Source organism: Arthrobacter yangruifuii (assembly GCF_009192775.1).
Taxonomy (GTDB): domain Bacteria; phylum Actinomycetota; class Actinomycetes; order Actinomycetales; family Micrococcaceae; genus Arthrobacter_B; species Arthrobacter_B yangruifuii.
The window spans coordinates 773,063-791,089 of sequence record NZ_VTFX01000005.1 but is presented as its reverse complement, the minus strand read 5'-3'; the positions used below and the strand labels follow the sequence as shown (position 1 = coordinate 791,089).

Genomic DNA, 18,027 nt, shown 5'->3' with positions numbered 1-18,027 from the left:
CGGCCCAGCAAAATCCGGGAGTCTTTCCGCCGGCCCCGCGAAGGGCGCGCACCGGTTGGACTCAGGTTTTTTGGTGGGTTTGGCCGCCATGCTCGGGCGCTTTTCCAGCGTCCCGGCCGCGGCGACTCCAATTACTTTACACATCGCTTCCGGTCCTTGCAAACCGGATCGAAGTGATCCGCCGCACAGGGACCGGAAGTCCTGCCGGGAGCCGCCGGAGCGGTTCCCTGCCTCCTTGGGAGAAGCTTTAAAAACTATACGGCGGAGACCTCGACGCTTGCAAGGGTCCGCTTTCCGCGGCGGAGGACCAGGTACCGGCCGTGCAGCAGGTCCTTGGGGTCCACCACGGCTTCGGCATCCGTGACCTTCACGTTGTTCACGTACGCACCGCCCTCGGCCACGGTCCGCCGGGCGGCGGAGTTGCTCGGGGACAGATTGGAGGCCACCAGCAGGTCGACGATGCCCAGGGCATCCGGAGACACCACGGCGGCGGGCAGTTGCTCGGTGGCCGCCTTCAGGGTGGCCTCGTCCAGTTCGGTCAGGTCACCCTGGCCGAACAGGGCCGCGGATGCGGCGATGGCCTTGTCGGTTGCATCGGTTCCGTGAATCAGGGACGTCACATCGTAGGCCAGGGCGCGCTGCGCCTCACGCTTGTGCGGCGCGTCCTTCACTGCCTGTGCCAGCTCCTCGATCCGGGCCCGGCTCATGAAGGTGAAGACCTTGAGCCGGTCCACCACGTCGGCGTCGGACGTGTTCACCCAGAACTGGTACATGGCGTACGGGCTGGTCATGGTGCCGTCGAGCCAGACGGCGTTGCCCTCGCTCTTGCCGAATTTGGTGCCGTCGCTGTTGGTGATCAGCGGGGTGCCCAGCGCGTGGACCGTTTTTCCCTCAACCTTGCGGACCAGTTCGGTGCCGCTGGTGAGGTTGCCCCACTGATCGGACCCGCCGGTCTCCAGCACGCAGTTGTACTGGCGGAAGAGTTCGAGGTAGTCCATGCCCTGCAGCACCTGGTAGCTGAACTCGGCGTAGCTGATGCCTTCATCGGAGTTCAGGCGCGAGGAGACGATTTCCTTCTTGATCATCGTTCCGACCCGGAAGTGCTTCCCTACGTCGCGCAGGAAATCGATGGCGCTCATCGGAGCGGTCCAGTCCAGGTTGTTCACCATGCGGGCGGCGTTGGTGCCCTCAAAACTGAGGAACCGCTGCACCTGTCCCTGCAGGTACCCGACCCATTCGGCGACGGTTTCCTTGGTGTTCATGGTGCGTTCCGCCGTCGGGCGCGGGTCCCCCACCAGGCCGGTGGAGCCGCCGACGAGCGCAAGGGGCCGGTGGCCGGCGAGCTGTAGCCGGCGCATGGTGAGCAGCTGCACCAAGTTGCCCAGGTGCAGGCTCGGCGCCGTCGGGTCGAAGCCGCAGTAATAGGTGATCGGTCCCCCGGCCAGAAGCTTTTCCAGCTCTGCCTCGTCGGTGGAGACCTGGACCAGGCCCCGCCACTTCAGTTCCTGCCAGATGTTGGCGAAGGAGGAATCATTCTGCTGGGCGCTGAGGCCCTCGGGGTTCACGATGTTGTCTGACACGCTTTCTAAATTATCAGTCTTCGGGAATGCCTGCGGGGATTCCGTTGGCGGCGATCAGCCGGAGCCGCTGGGTGGGACGGGTCATGGCGACGTACAGGTCCCCGACCTTGCCGGCTGCTGCGGTCAGCAGTTCGGACGGTTCCAGGATGACGACGCCGTCGAACTCCAGGCCCTTGGCCTCCCGCGGGGAGGTCACCACAATGTCCTGTTCCAGCCCGCCGGCGCCGGACCCGACACGGGGGCCGTACACCTCGGTCACCGCGCGGCGGACTGCGCCAAGGCGGTGGTCCTCGGCAATGATGGCCAGCAGACCGCCCTCGAGCGCCTCCAGATCCTCGGGCAGGGTCTCCAGCAGCCGCCGGATCAGCTGGTCTTCGGAGACCTCGTCGATGAACGGCGACCAGCGGCCCTCGCGGACAGCCTTCGGGGCGGAGACCACCAGGCCGGCTGCGTTGGCCATGCGCACCGCTGCCTCGGCAATCTGGGCCGGGGTGCGGTAGTTCACGGTCAGTTCCTCCAGCGTCCACCGCTCCCCCACAAACGGGCTCAGGGCGGCCTGCCAGGACGTGGCCCCGGCGGAGGAGCTGGTCTGGGCAATATCGCCCACCACGGTGAAGGACTTCAACGGGCAGCGGCGCATCAGCAGCCGCCACTGCATGGCGGAGAGCTCCTGCGCCTCGTCCACCACAATGTGCCCGAAGGCCCAGGTGCGGTCGACGGCGGCGCGGTCCGCAGCCGTGAGGCGCTGCTCCCCCACCGCGTTGTGGTCCGCCAGGTCCTCGGCGGACAGGATGCCGTGGGCACCGGAATCCTCCAGGAAGCCCTCGGTGTTGGCGATGGCGCTTTCAGCATTGGCGAGGTCACGCTTGCGCTGTTCCTCTCGCATGGCGTTCTCCCGGCCGGCCGAAGCATCCAGTTCGCCGAGCAGTTCCGCGGCTTCATCCAGCAGCGGTACGTCGGACTCGGTCCAGGGTGCGTCGGGGCTGCGGCGCAGCAGGTCCAGTTCCGCATCGGTGAGCTCCGGCGCGGCGGCTTCCAGGTGTCCGGGTTTGCTGAAGAGCTCGGTGATGAGCTTTTCCGGGGTCAGCGGCATCCAGCACAGGTTCAGGGCCACACGTACGTCGCGGGCGCTGCGCACATCCTCGGCGAGGTAGGCCCGGTCGGTGCTGTTGCCGGCTCCGGCGGATTCCTCGAGCTGCTCGGTCAGCTGCTCGGTCAGCTCCCGCAGCAGGATCTTGACGAAGGTCACACGGGCTTCGTTGTGCGGCTTGCCGGTGGCACGCGCCTTGTCGCGGGCGCGCTGCACCTGCCGGGGGGTGAGGGTCAGGATGGTTCCCTCGACATTCAGCTTCCGCGGCCCCTGCGGCAGGCGCTGCCGATTGGCAACGGCCCGGGCGACGACGTCGGCCATGTACAGCCGGCCCTTGACCTCGGCGGTGGCCGGGTCCTCTTCATGGGAGGCGGAGATGCCGGGCATCAGCTGGCCCAGGCTGGACATCACGACGCCGGTCTCACCCAGGGAGGGCAGCACGCGTTCGATGTAGCGGATGAAGGCGTTGGACGGCCCTACCAGCAGCACGCCGGCGGACTTCAGCCGTTCCCGGTGGGTGTAGAGCAGGTACGCGGCGCGGTGCAGGGCCACGGCGGTCTTGCCGGTGCCGGGACCGCCCTGGACCACCAGCGTGCCTGAAAGCGGAGCGCGGATGATGCGGTCCTGTTCGGCCTGGATGGTGCCGACAATGTCGGACATCTGGCCGGTCCGCTTGGAGTTGAGGGCTGCCAGCAGCGCGCCTTCGCCCTGCAGCGCCTCTTCGTCCTCGAGCATGGAGTAATCCAGCACGTCATCCTCGATGGCCTGCACGTCGCGGCCCTTGAGGATCAGGTGGCGGCGGCGTCGTACGCCCTGGCGTTCGAAGGCGGTGGCCTGATAGAACGTGCCGGCCTCGGGGGCGCGCCAGTCCACCATCAACCGCTGCAGCTCCGCCGTGGAGAGGCCGATGCGGCCGATGTAGCGTTCCTCGCCGTCGTCGAGGTCCAGGCGGCCGAACACCAGCCGGTCATCAACGGCGTTCAGCTGCGCCAGGCGGTCCTCGTACATGGTGGCAAAGGCGTCCCGCTCGGACCGGTTCTGGTGGGAACCGGAGGCATGGCTGCGCCGGATCGCGGCCAGCTGTTCCCGTTTCTCCTCACGCAGCTCATCGAGGCGTGAGTAAAGACCGGCGACGTACTGACGCTCGTGTTCCAGCTCGTTGGAAGCTGAAGGTGTTTCAGGCATGTTCGAGTTCCCTCTCGCAAAGGCAGAGCGTCAATCTTACAGTGCATTTGGACTTTTGCAGGTCACTAATGTATGCGGTTTCTCTCTCAGCTGCTGCCTGCCGGAGAAGCGTGTCGCACCTCTCCCGGGCCGCGCCCGGAAAGGCCCGGGAAAGGCAGGGCCTAGTAACGGATCAGTGCGGTGACCGGGGTGCCGCCCAGGCGGTCCCGGCCGCCGAGCTCGCCCAGTTCCAGCACGACGCCGAATCCTGCCACTTCGGCTCCCGTCTTGCGGATCAGGCGGGCGGCGGCGCCGAGGGTTCCGCCGGTGGCCAGGACGTCGTCGAGGATCAGGACGCGCGCGCCGGCGGGCATATCGTCACGGTGCAGTTCCAGGGTGCTCTCGCCGTATTCCATGGAATAGCTTTCGGAGAATACTTCGCGGGGCAGCTTGCCCGGCTTGCGGACAGTGATGACGCCGGTGCCGGAGGCGTAGGCGGCCGCTGCAGCCAGCAGGAATCCGCGGGCCTCCACTCCTGCCACGAAGTCGAACTGTCCCTCGAAGGGGGCGATCAGGGCATCCACTACCCGGCGCAGTGCGGGGCCGTCGGCGAAGACCGGTGTCAGGTCCCGGAAAACAATGCCCGGCTTGGGGTAATCCGGGATGACCGCGCCGAGGCGTTCGATGGTTTGTTCAATGGACTCGGTGGTATCCGGTTCTGCCGGGGCATCTTTCACCCGTCCACCTTACCCGTTCCCGCCCCTCTGGCCCGAGCCGTGCGGACAGCTGTGGGGCTTCTCTCGCCCCGGCCGTACCGGAATAAAGGGTGAGGAGCAGCGGTTGCCAACCGACGGGCTGCTTTGAAAGAGCCTGGAATTTACCGCACCAACAGTCAAGGATTTCAACACATGGCTAACCTGCACGAAGTGCTCAGGAATAAAATCGGATTCGGCACGGCCCCGCTGGGAAACATGTTCCGGGACATCCCCCAGGATGAGGCGCTGGCAACAGTGGAAGCCGCCTGGAACGAAGGCATCCGCTACTTTGACACCGCTCCCTTCTACGGAGCCGGCCTGGCGGAATCCCGCCTGGGCGAGGTGCTCTCCCGGCACAACCGCGACGAGTATGTGCTGAGCACCAAAGTGGGACGGCTGATCCTGGATGAGGAAGAGGAAAAGAGCCCCGGCCTCTTCACCCACGGACGTTCGAACAAGATCGCCACGGACTACACCACGGATGCGACCCTTCGGTCCATTGAGGAGAGCCTGAAGCGGCTAAAGACGGACCGCCTGGACTTTGTGTTCATCCATGACACGTCCCGGGACTTCCTCGGCGATGAGTGGGTAGCCAAGTTCAACGAGGCCAGGACCGGCGCGTTCCGGGTTCTTGCCCGGCTCCAGGACGAGGGCGTCATCAACGGCTGGGGCCTCGGCGTCAACACCACCGAGCCCATCGAACTGGCCATGGACATGGATGAGGCTGCTCCCACCATGAGCCTCTCCGCCACCCAGTACACGCTGCTGCAGCACGAGCGTGCCCTGCAGCGCATGATGCCCAAGGCGCAGGAACTGGGCGTCGGCATTGTCGTCGGCGGACCCTTCAACTCCGGTGCCCTGCTGGGCGGCGACAAGTTCGATTACGCCGAGATTCCCCCGGCGGTTCAGGCACGTATCGCCGAGCTGACCTCCGTCGCCGAGCGGCACGACGTAAGCCTGAAGGCTGCCGCCCTGCAGTTCTCCGCCGCCCACCCGGCTGTCGCTGCGGTCATCCCCGGTTCCAGCCGGCCGGGACGCGTCGCAGAGGACATCGCGGCCATGAAGGCCGAGATTCCGGGCGCGTTCTGGGACGAGCTCCTGGAAAAGAAGCTTATTTCGGCTCAGGCTCCGCTTCCGCGCTCCTAGCTTTTAGCTTCCAGGCGGCGTTCAGGGTGCAGGTTTCCCTGGACGCCGTTCTGCGTTTAACGGGCGTTTGCCCCTGCTGCCTTTGGCGGGGCCGTAGCTCCCGCCGCCGGCCGGCGCCGGGGCTGGGCGGGACGGTATTTGGACACGGTGGGATCCCCGGTGAGCCAGTACCGCCAGGGATAGTCCCCCGACCCTCCCGGGCCGCTGACGCCCACCCGCGGTCCGGTGGACACGAGGTCCGCACTCACGGGTTCGGCAGGCAACTCCAGGTGCAGGGGGTGCATGAACACATCCGCACCGTCCAGCGGCCGGGAAATTCCCAGTGCTTGGGCGAGCCGGGCCGGGCCCCGGGCCAGATCCAGCAGGTTGCGGGGGTTTCCCCGCCGTACGGCGGCGATGTCCGCCCCCTCGATCACCTCGCCCGCGCGCAGCAGCAGTCCCGTGGCATCCCCTTCAGTCCCGCAGACCACGTTGGCGCAGTAGTGCATGCCGTAGGTGAAGTACACGTACAGGTGCCCGGCCGGGCCGAACATGGTGGCGTTGCGCGCGGTCTGCCCGCGGAAGGCGTGGGACCCGGGATCCGCGTCGCCCATGTAGGCCTCCACCTCCGTGATCCGCACACTGACACGTTCGCCGCCGGCGTCGTGGGTCAGGACCGCACCCAGCAGCTGGGGTGCCGCGGAGGTGGCAGGGACGGCAAGACGTTCTCGTTCACTCGCAAAAGCCATGCTTCGACGGTAGCAAGCTTCCCGGGAGAGGTTTTCCGGGACGGCTCAGAGGTTCCCGGAGCCGTAGAACGTCTTCAGGGCCGCCAGCCGCCGGGAGCTGGGATGCCAGGGATTGCCCGCAAGGTGGTCGCCGGCCGCGTCCAGGGCCTGGTGCCAGACGGCGAGGAGCCCGGACACCTCCTCCGACCCGCCGTTTCCCCCGCCGGCCGGCTGCCGGACGAGGACGCGGGCACGGCCGGCGTCGTCCGTGATCTCGATGGAGGCTTCCCCTCCGAGACCGAGGTCCGACGCCGCACGGTCCACCGCGGTTCCCGCCTCCCCGGCGTCCGCGGCGTACCAGCGTTCGAAGACAATCCCCTCAGCATCCACGTGTCCCATCGTGGGCGAGACGCCGAATTCCTCCGCATAGGCGTCACGGAGGTCCTGCCACTGCTCCATGGAGGCGCCCACAGGATCCCGGCCCGCGGCGACGGCGTCGAATGCGTCCAGGATCCCCTGCCACCCGGCGGCGCCTTCGGCAAGGAAATCCGCGGTGTCCTCAAACGTGCGGAACTGTAGCAAGGACCCGCCGCGGGTTTCCAGCACCTGCCAGTCCAGGACCGATTCGTCCCCGAGCGGGTCCTCCCACGTGAATTGCAGGCTCAGCCCCGGAGTCATCTGCAGCACGGTTCCGGTGATCTTCGTGCTGCCCATATCCAGCCGGTATTCCTTGCCGAGGTGCCAGCCGGGCTCCACGGTGCCGAGCCACCGGGCCACCTTGTCCGGATCCGTCAGGACATCCCAGACGTGGGCAGGGGGAACATCGAACGGACGGTCAAAGACCAGGGCGTAGCCGTCGGCGCGGCGCTCGATGATTCCGGCGGTAACCGGGGCGTCAAGGAAGCTGGACTCGGTCATGGCGCGTCCTCCTGGGGTCCATTCAAGGGTAGCTTCGGCGGGTGCGTCCCTGGGAGGGGCCGGGAGGCAGATCAGCCGGCAAGGCGGGTTTCCGGGGCGCCCTTTGGCCCGGTCCCGGCACCGGATGGCCTAGAACGCGAGCCGGTGGCGGATATGGTGCCTGTCTGGGCTTGCCTGCCAGAACTCGATCTCGCTCGGTGCCAGCGCGTACAGCTGCCAGTTCGGATTGGCACTGCCGTCCGCGCCCGGCCGGGCCTCCCAGTCGGCGGCGGATTCCTCGGCGGAGAGCAGCGCCACCCGGCCGGCCACCCGGATCTGCCGGCCGAGCTCGGGCCAGTAGAAGTTCATGGCGGCCTGCGGGTTCCGGGCCAGCTCGGCTCCCTTGCGCGAAGTTCGTGCCGTGGCGAACTGCCAGCCGCCGCCGTCGAGGTCCTTGAGGATCAGCATGCGCGACGAGGGACGGCCCTGGGGGTCGGCGGTGGCCAGCGAAAAGGCATGGGGCTGGCGCACTCCGGCCGCCAGCGCTTCGGCAAACCACAGCCGGAACAGCTCTTCCGGATCCCGCGGCGCCGTCTCCGGATCGAAGGCGGGCATGGTGTCCGGGAAATCGGGCAGGGCACGCAGCTGGGCGCGGAAGGCACTGGTCATGCAGCCGACAGTACCGCGCCGGCGGGCACCCGGTACCGGCTCCCCCGGTAACCGCCGCGGAAAGGGCCAGGCGGGGACGGCAAAGCCACGGCCCCCGGGAACTCCCGGGGGCCGTGGCCAAAATGCGGTCAGCCGATACGGGCCGGATCAGCCGGCGTAGGCACGCACGGCGTCGACCTGCCGGATCAGCTCCGCGAGCTGCAGTTCCACGGCGGACCGGGCCGTGCCGCCCTGGGAACTGCGGCTGTCCAGGGACCCCTCGGTGCTCAGCACGGAGCGTACCTCCGGGGTCAGGTGCGGTGAAATGCCGGCATAGTCCTCGTCGGTCAGGTCCCACAGTTCGACGCCGCGCCCCTCCGCCAGCTGCACGGCGGCACCGGAAATTTCATGCGCCTCGCGGAAGGGAACACCCTGGCGGACCAGCCACTCGGCAATATCCGTGGCCAGGGCAAAGCCCTGCGGTGCCAGCGACTGCATCCGCCCGGTGTTGAACTTCAGGGTGGCAATCATGCCGGACACCGCCGGAAGCAGCAGCTCCAGGGTGTCGGCCGCGTCGAAGACCGGTTCCTTGTCTTCCTGCAGGTCCCGGTTGTAGGCCAGCGGCAGGCCCTTCAGTGTGGCGAGCAGGCCGGTGAGGTCGCCGATCAGCCGGCCGGCCTTTCCGCGGGCCAGCTCGGCAACGTCCGGGTTTTTCTTCTGCGGCATGATCGAGGATCCGGTGGAGTACGCATCGTCGAGCGTGACGAAGGAGAACTCCTTGGTGGCCCAGAGGATCACTTCTTCACTGATCCGGGACAGGTCCACGCCGATCATCGCGGCCACCCAGGAGAACTCTGCGTAGACGTCCCGGGAGGCGGTGCCGTCAATCGAGTTCCAGACGGCCGAGTCGAAGCCCAGCTCCGCGGCCACCGCGTTCGGGTCCAGCCCCAGCGAGGATCCGGCCAGGGCGCCGGAGCCGTACGGGGACACCGCCGCCCGCTTATCCCAGTCGGCCAGCCGCTGCACATCGCGCAGCAGCGCCCAGGCATGGGCCAGCAAGTGGTGGCTGAGCAGGATCGGCTGGGCGTGCTGCAGGTGGGTGCGTCCGGGCATGGCCACCCCGAGGTGTGCCTGCGCCTGGCCCACCAGGGCATCGACCACGGACAGCACGCCGGCACTGATGATCCGTGCGTGGTCGCGCAGGTACATCCGGCCCAGGGTGGCGATCTGGTCATTGCGGGACCGTCCGGCCCGGAGCTTGCCGCCCAGCCGGGCGCCGGCCCGCTCGATCAGCCCGCGTTCCAGGGACCCGTGCACGTCCTCATCGGACTCCGCCGGGACGTAGGCCCCCGACTTCACATCGGCGTCGAGCTGGTCCAGCGCGGCGAGCATGCCGTCCAGTTCGGCGTCGTCAAGGAGCCCGGCCGTGTGCAGCACCCGGGCGTGGGCCCGGGAGCCGGCAATGTCGTAGCCGGCAAGCCGCCAGTCGAAGTGGGTGGATTTGCTCAGCGCGGCGAGGGCATCCGCGGGACCGCCGGCGAACCGGCCGCCCCACAGGGCGCCCTGGACGGTTGATCCGGAGGTCCCGGTGCCCGCTGCTTCTGCCGGCGGCTTGCCGTTGTTCATGTCCTTACTTACCTTCTGCGAGACGCTGGTCGCGGCCGGAGGCCACCTTGGAGGACATGCCGAACAGCTCGATGAACCCGCGGGCCATGGACTGGTCGAAGCTGTCACCGGTGTCGTAGGTGGCCAGGTTGAAGTCATACAGCGAGGAGTCCGAACGGCGTCCGGTGACCACGGGGCGTCCCTTGTCCAGGGTCATGCGGATGTCGCCGGACACGTACTTCTGGGTGTCGCCGATGAACGCGTCCAGGGACTGCTTCAGCGGGGAGAACCACTGGCCGTCATAGACCAGTTCGGTCCAGCGCTGGCCGACCGTCTTCTTGAAGCGGGCCTGCTCGCGTTCCACCGTGACGTTTTCCAGCTCGCGGTGTGCCGCCATGAGGGCCATGGCGCCGGGGGCTTCGTAGATTTCGCGGCTCTTGATGCCCACGAGGCGGTCTTCCACAATGTCGATCCGGCCGATGCCCTGGGCGCCGGCGCGGCGGTTCATTTCCTCGATGGCCTGCAGCGGGGTGACGGCCTTGCCGTCGATGGCCACCGGCACGCCCTCCTTGAAGGTGATGATGACTTCATCGGGGGCCGGAGCGGATGCCGGATCCGAGGTGTACTCGTACACGTCCGGGGTGGGGCCGTTCCAGATGTCTTCCAGGAAGCCGGTTTCCACGGCGCGTCCCCAGACGTTGGCGTCAATGGAGAACGGGTTCTTCTTGGTGGTGACGATGGGCAGGTTCTTCTGCTCGGCGAAGGCAATGGCCTTGTCGCGGGTCAGGGCCAGGTCACGGACCGGTGCAATGCACTTCAGGTCCGGCCCCAGGGTCTGGATGCCGACTTCGAAGCGGACCTGGTCGTTGCCCTTGCCGGTGCAGCCGTGGGACACGGTGGTGGCACCGAACTGGCGGGCGGCAGCCACCAGGTGCTTGACGATGACCGGACGGGACAGCGCCGAAACCAGCGGGTAGGCGTCCATGTACAGGGCGTTGGCCTTCAAGGCAGGCATGCAGTACTCAGCGGCGAATTCCTCGCGGGCATCCGCTACGTACGCCTCCACGGCGCCGCAGTCCAGGGCCCGCTGGCGGATGGTCTCCAGGGACTCGCCGCCCTGTCCTACGTCTACGGCCACGGCGATGACTTCAGCACCGGTTGCCTCGGCAATCCAGCCGATGGCTACTGACGTATCCAGGCCACCGGAGTAGGCCAGAACAATACGTTCGCTCACGAATTTCGCTCCTCTTGCATTGGTCGCGGCCCGTACGGGCCGCTGGTTGGTTCAGGATGAAGTTTGGATGGTGGCCGTCAGGCCGTTACAGGATCCGGCTCTCAGACGCGGAGCCGTTGTTGCTGGCTTCGTCGGCGATCCGCAGGAACCGGGCGGCCAGGTCGGCGCCGCCCTCGGGGTCCCGCGTCACCATCATGACGGTGTCATCACCGGCAAGGGTGCCCAGCACGGACGGCAGCACGGAATGGTCGATGGCCAGGGCCAGGAAATTGGCGGCGCCGGGCGGCGTCCGCAGGACCACGATATTGGCCGAGGCCTCCGCAGTGACCAGCAGCTCGCCGCAGAGCCGGGCCAGCCGGGCATCGAGGACTTCCTGGGTGACGCCGGACTTCGGTGCCCGCTCGCCGCCCTCGGACGGTACGGCGTACACCAGTGCCCCGTCCTTGCCGCGCATGCGGACCGCTCCCAGTTCCACCAGATCGCGGGAGAGGGTCGCCTGCGTCACCTGCACGCCGTCGTCGGCCAGCAGTGCGGCAAGTTCGGCCTGGGAACGGATGGACAGGCCCGTGAGCAGGGTGCGGATACGCGCCTGGCGCGCCGTCTTTGTTGCCGGCATGGTCATGACCGTGCCTCCGGAACCCCGGTGAGGCCGGACCGCGCCATAAGCCAGACCATCAGCGCCTTCTGGGCGTGCAGCCGGTTCTCGGCCTCGTCCCAGACCACGGACTGCGGTCCGTCAAGCACGTCGGCGGAGATCTCGTAGCCGCGGTAGGCGGGGAGGCAGTGCAGGACCACGGCGTCGTCGGCGGCTGCGGCCATGGCCCCGGCGTCCACGGCGTAGCTGCGGAACAGTTCCTGGCGGGCGGCTTTTTCGGCTTCCTGGCCCATGGACACCCAGGTGTCGGTGGCAACGACGTCGGCTCCGGCCAGCGCTTCGGCGGCGTCGGTGGTGATGGTCACCGAACCGCCGGTCTCTTCGGCACGGGCGGCCGCGGCGTCGACAATCCGCGGATCCGGGAGGTAGCCCAGCGGGCCGGCCACCCGGACATGCATGCCGGCGGTGACGCCGGCGAGCAGGTAGGAGTTGGCCATGTTGTTGGCGCAGTCGCCCAGATAGGTCAGGGTGAGGCCGGCGAGGGTGCCCTTGTGCTCGCGGATGGTCATCAGGTCCGCCAGCAGCTGGCAGGGGTGGTAGTCGTCGGAGAGCGCGTTGATCACCGGCACGGAGGAATTGGCGGCCATCTCCTCCAGGCCGGACTGGGCGTAGGTCCGCCAGACGATGGTGGACACCATGCGTTCAAGCACCTTGGTGGTGTCCGCGACGCTTTCCTTGTGTCCCAGCTGGGATTCCCCCGCGCCGATGATCAGCGGCACGCCGCCCAGGTCGGAAATGCCTGCGGCGAAGGAGACCCGCGTGCGGGTGGACGTCTTGTCGAAAATGACGGCAACGGTCTTACGGCCGGTGGACTCGCCGGCAAACGGCTGGTATTTGTAACGGTCCTTTTTCAGCAGATCGGCCAGATCCAGGACTTCAGCCTGTTCCGCCTGGGTGAGGTCGGTGTCGACCAGGAAGTGACGGGTCATTGTTTTCCTTCGGTGATGGTGCCGGGGGCGGAGGATGGGGCGGCGCGGCCGGCATCAGCCGGCGCGGAGGCGGCTGCCCGGGCCGAGGCCAGGATGCCGGGCAGGGCCTGCAGGAAGCGTCCGGCCTGTTCTGCGGTGAGGATCAGCGGAGGGGCCAGCCGCAGAGTTGCCGGGCCGGTGCTGTTGATGATGAAGCCCGCGTCCAGTGCAGCGGCGACCGCTGCCGGGGCGACGTCGTCGGTCAGGTCGATGCCGATGAGCAGGCCCTCGCCGCGCACCTCGGCCACGGCGTCCATTGCCGCGATTTCCCGGCGCAGGTAGCTGCCGATGGCACGCACGCTGGCCAGCACCTCTCCGGAGTCCAGGACCGACAGGGTGGCCAGGGCGGCAGCGGCGGCCACGGGATTCCCGCCGAAGGTGGTTCCGTGCATTCCGGCGGCCAGCAGGCCCGACGTCGTTTCGCCGAACGTTATCAGCGCCCCCACCGGCAACCCGCCGCCGAGCCCCTTGGCCAGGGTCATGGCGTCGGGGAGCACGCCTTCGGACGCGAACCACTTGCCCGTGCGGCCGATCCCGGTCTGCACTTCGTCGATGACCAGCAGGGCTCCCGCTGCACGGGTCGCCTCGCGGGCAGCCCGCAGATACCCCTCGGGCAGCGGCCGCACTCCGGCCTCGCCCTGGATGGGTTCCAGGAAAACGGCGGCCACCGTTTCATCCACTGCGGCCAGCAGCGCGTCGACGTCGCCGAACGGCAGGTGTTCCACACCTGCGGGCAGCGGCTCGAAGGGCTCCCGGTAGGCGGGCTTCGCGGTCAGTGCCAGCGCTCCCATGGTCCGTCCGTGGAAGGCCCCTTCCAGCGCCAGGATACGGGTGCGCCCGGCCGCAGGGTCGGAATTCCGCCGGGCCAGCTTGAAGGCTGCCTCGTTGGCTTCCGCACCCGAGTTGGCGAAAAACACCTTTGATCCCTGCGGGGCGCCGGCCAGGGCAAGCAGGCGTTCGGCCAGCTGTACCTGGGCGGGGCTGGTGAAGAAGTTGGAGACGTGGCCGAGGGTGGCCAGCTGCTCCGACACCGCCGCCACGAGGGCGGGGTGCGCATGGCCCAGGGAGTTGACCGCAATGCCGCCCAGCAGATCGAGGTACTGCTTTCCGTCGGCGTCCTCCACGTAGCAGCCGTTGCCGCGGACGAGTGCCCGCTGGGGAGCACCGAAAACGCCCATGAGGGAGGAGTCATAGCGGTCCAGCCAGCCCTGCTGGGGTGTTGGTGCCGCGGCTGTCTGGGTGTCATTCATGGGTGTCCTCCGGTATTACCTGGGTGCCGATCCCGGCTTCGGTAAAGATTTCCAGCAGCATGGAGTGCGCCATCCGGCCGTCGACCACCGCGGCACGCTCCACGCCGCCTTCCACGGCCGCCAGGCACGCCTGCATCTTGGGAATCATGCCCGATTCCAGGCCGGGCAGCATGGCCCGGAGTTCGGCAGTGGTGAGCGAGGAGATCAGCGAGGATTTGTCCGGCCAGTCCGCGTAGAGTCCTTCCACGTCCGTGAGGACCACCAGCCGCGACGCACCAAGTGCCACGGCCAGGGCGGAAGCGGCTGTGTCCGCATTGACGTTGAGTACCTGGCCGGTGGTGCCGCCGTCGGCGTCCACCTCCGGTGCCACCGTACTGATCACCGGGATCCGTCCGGCCGCAATGATGTCCAGGATGGCACCGGGGTTGACCCCCGTCACTTCCCCGACCAGGCCCAGGTCCACTTCCACTCCGTCCACCACGACGCCTGTCCGCACGGCCTCCAGCAGGCCTCCGTCCTCACCGGACAGTCCCACGGCATAGGGGCCGTGCGCGTTGACCAGCCCTACGAGCTCGCGGCCCACCTGCCCGGTCAGGACCATGCGCACCGCGTCCATTGCCTCGGGAGTGGTGACCCGCAGCCCGCCGCGGAATTCGGAGGCGATGCCGAGCCGGTCCAGCATGGTGCTGATCTGCGGGCCGCCGCCGTGGACGACCACCGGGTGCACGCCGGCGTGGTGCAGGAACACGATGTCGTCGGCAAAGGCGCGCCGGAGGTCCTCATTGACCATGGCGTTGCCGCCGTACTTGATGACCATGGTGGTGCCGGCGAAACGCTGGATCCAGGGCAGCGCCTCGATCAGCGTCTGTGCCTTGTCCTGTGCCCGCACCCGTTCCCCGATTGCTGCTGGTGTACTCATGCCTGTCTTGTCCCCTGGTCAGCTGCTGTACGCAGAGTTCTCATGGACGTAGTCCGTGGTGAGGTCATTCGTCCAGATGGTGGCGCGCTCCGAACCGGCGTGCAGGTCGATTTCCACGGCCACGGCGCGCGGTGCCAGGTCCACGTCCTCCCGGGGATCGCCGATCCCGCCGTTGCGGCAGACCTGCACCCCGTTGATGCTCACGTCAATCCGGTCCGGCTCGAACGCCGCGTCGGTGGTGCCCACTGCAGACAGCACCCTGCCCCAGTTCGGGTCATTGCCGAAGATGGCGGTCTTAAACAGGTTGGAGCGGGCGACGGCGCGGGCGGCCGTTTCCGCGTCGGCAACCGAGGCGGCGTTGACGGTCGTGATCGCAATGTCGTGGCTGGCGCCTTCGGCGTCGGTGATGAGCTGCTGGGCCAGCGAGTGGCAGACCTCGGTGAGCCCGGCGGCGAAGGCCGCCGCGTCCGGCTCCGCACCCGAGGCGCCGGAGGCCATGAGGATCACCGTGTCATTGGTGGACATGCAGCCGTCCGAATCGGTGCGGTCGAAGGTTACCGCCGTCGCGGCCCGCAGCCCCGCGTCCAGGGCCGGCGCCGGGAGATCCGCATCGGTGGTCAGGACCACCAGCATCGTGGCCAGCCCGGGGGCCAGCATGCCGGCGCCCTTGGCCATTCCGCCGATCCGGTAGGTCCGGCCGGAAGGGTCCGTGCCGCTGAAGACCGCCTGTTTCGCCACAGTGTCCGTGGTCATGATGGCATGCGCGGCATCGGCACCGCCGTCGTTGGACAGTGTGCTGACGGCGGCCTCGACACCGGGCAGCAGCTTGTCCAGGGGCAGCTGGACACCGATCAGGCCGGTGGAGCAGACCAGGACGTCGGCGGCGCTGAGGCCCAGGAGATCCGCGGTCTTTTCGGCGGTGGTGTGCGTGTTCCGGAACCCCTCGGTGCCGGTGCAGGCGTTGGCGCCGCCGGAGTTCAGGATCACGGCGTCGGCCCGTCCGTCGGACACGGCCTGCTTCGACCACAGCACCGGAGCCGCTGCCACCCGGTTGCGGGTGAAGACGGCGGCGGCGGCCTTCCGCGGGCCGTCGTTGACCACCAGGGCGACGTCGCGTCCCCCGGAATCCTTCAGGCCCGCTTCCACGCCGGCGGCACGGAAGCCGGCCGGCGCGGTGATGCCGACGGTGCTTCCCATTGTGCTTTCCGCGGTGCTTCCCGTGGTTGGACCGGTTGTTGATTCGGCACTCATTACGGTGCCACCCCCTGCTGTGTCAGTCCCGCGGTTTCATCCAGGCCGAGGGCAATGTTCATGGACTGCACGGCACCGCCGGCAGTTCCCTTGTTGAGGTTGTCGATCACGCAGCTGACAATCACCCGGCCGGCATGGGGATCATAGGCCAGCTGCATCACGGCGTAGTTGGAGCCGACCACCATCTTGGTGCCGGGCCACTGGCCTTCGGGCAGCACACGGACAAAATGTTCCCCGGCATATGCCTGTTCCCAGGCTGCGCGCAGGGCCGCCGCGTCCACGCCGGGGCGGACCCTGGCGGTGGCGGTGGTCAGGATGCCGCGGGCCATCGGGGCCAGGGTGGGCGTGAAGGACACGGCCACGGTTTCTCCGGCGGCTGCCGACAGGCCCTGTTCGATTTCCGGCGTGTGCCGGTGGCCTCCGCCGACGCCGTAGGGGCTCATGCCGCCCAGGATTTCCGAGCCCAGCAGATGCGGCTTGGCGGCCTTGCCGGCGCCGGAGGTGCCGGAGGCGGAGACAATGACAACGTCCTCCGGTTCCAGCAGTCCGGCGGCAAACCCGGGAGTCAGCGCGAGCAGGGAGCTGGTGGGGTAGCAGCCGGGCACGGCAATCCGGCGGGCGCCCTTGAGGCGTTCGCGGTGGCCCGGCAGCTCGGGCAGTCCGTACGGCCAGGTGCCCGCGTGGGGGGAACCGTAGAACTTTTCCCAGGCAAGGGGATCCTCGAGCCGATGGTCTGCCCCGGCATCGATGACCAGGGTGCCCGGATCCAGCTGGGCAGCAATCCCTGCGCTGGCACCGTGCGGGAGGGCCAGGAAAACGACGTCGTGCCCCGCCAGGTTCTCCACGGTGGTGTCCACCAGAACCCGGTCAGCGAGGGAATGCAGATGCGGCTGCAGCTCCCCCAGCCGGGCTCCGGCATTGCTGTGGGCCGTGATGGCGCCGACGGAGACCTCCGGGTGGCCGGCCAGCAGGCGCAGGACTTCACCGCCGGCATAGCCGCTGGCGCCGGAGACTGCTACGGAAATTGTCATGCCCCCACCCTACAGCACACTTATGCACTGCTTCCAATATTTATGCAAACCGTATGATGGGAACCACATCGGGCGGCGAGAGAGGCCCGGCACGTAACAGCGATGCAGAAGAGGCCATGCCATGCACAAAGCCATTGTCGTCCCGCAGTCGGGCGGACCGGAAATCCTGCGTTATGAAGATGTTGCCCTTCCCCAGCCCGGACCCCGCCAGATCCTGGTCAAGGTGGCCGCAGCGGGCGTCAACTTTATTGACACGTATCAGCGCGGCGGCGTTTATCCGATGTCATATCCCTTCATCCCCGGCTCCGAGGCCGCCGGAACCGTGGTGTCCGCCGGAGCCGAATCGGGCTTCCGGGAAGGGGACCGCGTCGCCACGGCGGAAGGCGGCGGCGCCTATGCCCAGTACATGCTGATGGACGCCGACACGGCGCTGCCGGTGCCCGCCGGAATCCGGGATGACACCGCAGCGGCGCTGCTGCTGCAGGGCTTCACCGCACACTACCTCTGCAGCTCCACCTTCCCGGTGCAGGCGGGACAGACGGCGCTGGTACATGCAGGAGCCGGCGGTGTGGGGCTGCTGCTGATCCAGTTGCTCAAGGCCCGGGGTGTGACGGTGATCACCACGGTGTCCACCGAGGAGAAGGAACTGCTGGCCCGGGGCGCCGGAGCCGACCATGTCCTGCGCTATGCGGGTTTCGAGGGCCAGGTCCGGGCGCTCACTGACGGCACCGGCGTGGACGTGGTGTACGACGGCGTCGGCGCGGCAACCTTCGACGGCTCACTGGCCAGCCTGCGCACCCGGGGCATGATGGTGCTCTTCGGCGGCGCGTCGGGGCAGGTTCCACCCTTCGACATCCAGCGGCTGAACTCCGCCGGCTCGCTGTTCCTGACCCGCCCCACGCTGGCGCACTACCTGCTCACGCCCGAGGAACGGCAGTGGCGGGCCCGTGAATTGTTTGACGCGGTGCTGGCCGGGAAACTCGAGGTGCGGATCGGGCAGTCCTATCCGCTGGCCGAAGCCTCCCGGGCCCATGCGGACCTTGAGGGACGCAGGACCACGGGAAAGGTGCTGCTGGTTCCCTGATCCGTCCGGCCCCCTGCCCTCTTCGGGCTCCGGCGCGTACTAA

16 protein-coding genes are annotated in these 18,027 nt (G+C 68.0%); 2 read left to right on the top strand and 14 right to left on the bottom strand.

What is annotated here, in order from left to right:
- Positions 1-254: 254 nt before the first annotated feature.
- From tyrS to GD627_RS14475, 3 genes are all read right to left on the bottom strand, one after another.
- Entirely contained in the window at positions 255-1,580 is a 1,326-nt protein-coding gene (tyrS, locus tag GD627_RS14485) for a tyrosine--tRNA ligase (RefSeq protein ID WP_246165521.1), read from the bottom strand.
- 13 nt (positions 1,581-1,593) lie between these two features.
- Entirely contained in the window at positions 1,594-3,855 is a 2,262-nt protein-coding gene (locus GD627_RS14480) for a HelD family protein (RefSeq protein WP_152273055.1), read from the bottom strand.
- A gap of 161 nt (positions 3,856-4,016) precedes the next feature.
- On the bottom strand, positions 4,017-4,571 hold the full coding sequence (locus GD627_RS14475) for an adenine phosphoribosyltransferase (protein ID WP_152273054.1): 555 nt from the start codon (positions 4,569-4,571) through the stop codon (positions 4,017-4,019).
- A 171-nt stretch (positions 4,572-4,742) separates the two neighbouring features.
- Between GD627_RS14475 and GD627_RS14470 the strand changes: the two genes are divergently transcribed.
- Positions 4,743-5,735, top strand: a complete 993-nt coding sequence (locus tag GD627_RS14470; protein ID WP_146363184.1) for an aldo/keto reductase — start codon at positions 4,743-4,745, stop codon at positions 5,733-5,735.
- 56 nt (positions 5,736-5,791) lie between these two features.
- Here GD627_RS14470 and GD627_RS14465 read toward each other — a convergent pair whose 3' ends face one another.
- From GD627_RS14465 to argC, 11 genes are all read right to left on the bottom strand, one after another.
- The gene (locus GD627_RS14465) at positions 5,792-6,463 is read right to left on the bottom strand and encodes a DNA-3-methyladenine glycosylase (protein ID WP_152273053.1); all 672 of its coding nucleotides are present in this window, start codon (positions 6,461-6,463) and stop codon (positions 5,792-5,794) included.
- A 45-nt stretch (positions 6,464-6,508) separates the two neighbouring features.
- On the bottom strand, positions 6,509-7,360 hold the full coding sequence (locus GD627_RS14460) for an SRPBCC domain-containing protein (protein WP_152273052.1): 852 nt from the start codon (positions 7,358-7,360) through the stop codon (positions 6,509-6,511).
- A gap of 129 nt (positions 7,361-7,489) precedes the next feature.
- Positions 7,490-8,008: a pyridoxine/pyridoxamine 5'-phosphate oxidase gene (locus GD627_RS14455; protein WP_152273051.1), complete on the bottom strand. Its 519-nt coding sequence runs from the start codon at positions 8,006-8,008 to the stop codon at positions 7,490-7,492.
- Positions 8,009-8,155: 147 nt separating this feature from the next.
- Positions 8,156-9,613, bottom strand: a complete 1,458-nt coding sequence (gene argH, locus GD627_RS14450) for an argininosuccinate lyase (RefSeq protein ID WP_152273050.1) — start codon at positions 9,611-9,613, stop codon at positions 8,156-8,158.
- A gap of 4 nt (positions 9,614-9,617) precedes the next feature.
- Complete coding sequence (locus GD627_RS14445; RefSeq protein WP_146363194.1) at positions 9,618-10,826, bottom strand: argininosuccinate synthase; 1,209 nt, start codon at positions 10,824-10,826, stop codon at positions 9,618-9,620.
- An 85-nt stretch (positions 10,827-10,911) separates the two neighbouring features.
- Positions 10,912-11,448 carry an arginine repressor gene (locus tag GD627_RS14440; RefSeq protein ID WP_146363196.1) on the bottom strand — a complete coding sequence of 179 codons (537 nt, stop codon included), beginning with the start codon at positions 11,446-11,448 and terminating at the stop codon, positions 10,912-10,914.
- Positions 11,445-12,410 (bottom strand): ornithine carbamoyltransferase, encoded by a 966-nt coding sequence (gene argF / locus GD627_RS14435; protein ID WP_152273049.1) that lies wholly within the window; start codon positions 12,408-12,410, stop codon positions 11,445-11,447. The genes GD627_RS14440 and argF overlap by 4 nt, the downstream gene beginning before the upstream one ends.
- A complete protein-coding gene (locus GD627_RS14430; RefSeq protein ID WP_152273048.1) occupies positions 12,407-13,699 on the bottom strand; it encodes an acetylornithine transaminase in 1,293 nt (430 codons plus the stop codon). The genes argF and GD627_RS14430 overlap by 4 nt, the downstream gene beginning before the upstream one ends.
- The gene (gene argB / locus GD627_RS14425) at positions 13,692-14,618 is read right to left on the bottom strand and encodes an acetylglutamate kinase (RefSeq protein WP_152273047.1); all 927 of its coding nucleotides are present in this window, start codon (positions 14,616-14,618) and stop codon (positions 13,692-13,694) included. The genes GD627_RS14430 and argB overlap by 8 nt, the downstream gene beginning before the upstream one ends.
- A gap of 18 nt (positions 14,619-14,636) precedes the next feature.
- Positions 14,637-15,815, bottom strand: a complete 1,179-nt coding sequence (gene argJ / locus GD627_RS14420; RefSeq protein WP_152273046.1) for a bifunctional glutamate N-acetyltransferase/amino-acid acetyltransferase ArgJ — start codon at positions 15,813-15,815, stop codon at positions 14,637-14,639.
- Positions 15,816-15,868: 53 nt separating this feature from the next.
- Complete coding sequence (gene argC / locus GD627_RS14415) at positions 15,869-16,900, bottom strand: N-acetyl-gamma-glutamyl-phosphate reductase (protein WP_152273045.1); 1,032 nt, start codon at positions 16,898-16,900, stop codon at positions 15,869-15,871.
- 121 nt (positions 16,901-17,021) lie between these two features.
- Here argC and GD627_RS14410 point away from each other — a divergent pair, with 121 nt between their 5' ends.
- Positions 17,022-17,984, top strand: coding sequence for a quinone oxidoreductase family protein (locus GD627_RS14410; RefSeq protein ID WP_152273044.1), 963 nt, complete (start codon positions 17,022-17,024; stop codon positions 17,982-17,984).
- Positions 17,985-18,027: the final 43 nt, after the last annotated feature.

Bases quoted from the DNA above. Each gene is read 5' to 3' on its own strand.
- GD627_RS14480 (WP_152273055.1), bottom strand. From the start codon at position 3,855: ATGCCTGAAACACCTTCAGCTTCCAACGAGCTGGAACACGAGCGTCAG.
- GD627_RS14470 (WP_146363184.1), top strand. From the start codon at position 4,743: ATGGCTAACCTGCACGAAGTGCTCAGGAATAAAATCGGATTCGGCACG.
- GD627_RS14465 (WP_152273053.1), bottom strand. From the start codon at position 6,463: ATGGCTTTTGCGAGTGAACGAGAACGTCTTGCCGTCCCTGCCACCTCC.
- GD627_RS14460 (WP_152273052.1), bottom strand. From the start codon at position 7,360: ATGACCGAGTCCAGCTTCCTTGACGCCCCGGTTACCGCCGGAATCATC.
- GD627_RS14455 (WP_152273051.1), bottom strand. From the start codon at position 8,008: ATGACCAGTGCCTTCCGCGCCCAGCTGCGTGCCCTGCCCGATTTCCCG.
- argH (WP_152273050.1), bottom strand. From the start codon at position 9,613: ATGAACAACGGCAAGCCGCCGGCAGAAGCAGCGGGCACCGGGACCTCC.
- GD627_RS14440 (WP_146363196.1), bottom strand. From the start codon at position 11,448: ATGACCATGCCGGCAACAAAGACGGCGCGCCAGGCGCGTATCCGCACC.
- argF (WP_152273049.1), bottom strand. From the start codon at position 12,410: ATGACCCGTCACTTCCTGGTCGACACCGACCTCACCCAGGCGGAACAG.
- GD627_RS14430 (WP_152273048.1), bottom strand. From the start codon at position 13,699: ATGAATGACACCCAGACAGCCGCGGCACCAACACCCCAGCAGGGCTGG.
- argB (WP_152273047.1), bottom strand. From the start codon at position 14,618: ATGAGTACACCAGCAGCAATCGGGGAACGGGTGCGGGCACAGGACAAG.
- argJ (WP_152273046.1), bottom strand. From the start codon at position 15,815: ATGGGAAGCACCGTCGGCATCACCGCGCCGGCCGGCTTCCGTGCCGCC.
- argC (WP_152273045.1), bottom strand. From the start codon at position 16,900: ATGACAATTTCCGTAGCAGTCTCCGGCGCCAGCGGCTATGCCGGCGGT.
- GD627_RS14410 (WP_152273044.1), top strand. From the start codon at position 17,022: ATGCACAAAGCCATTGTCGTCCCGCAGTCGGGCGGACCGGAAATCCTG.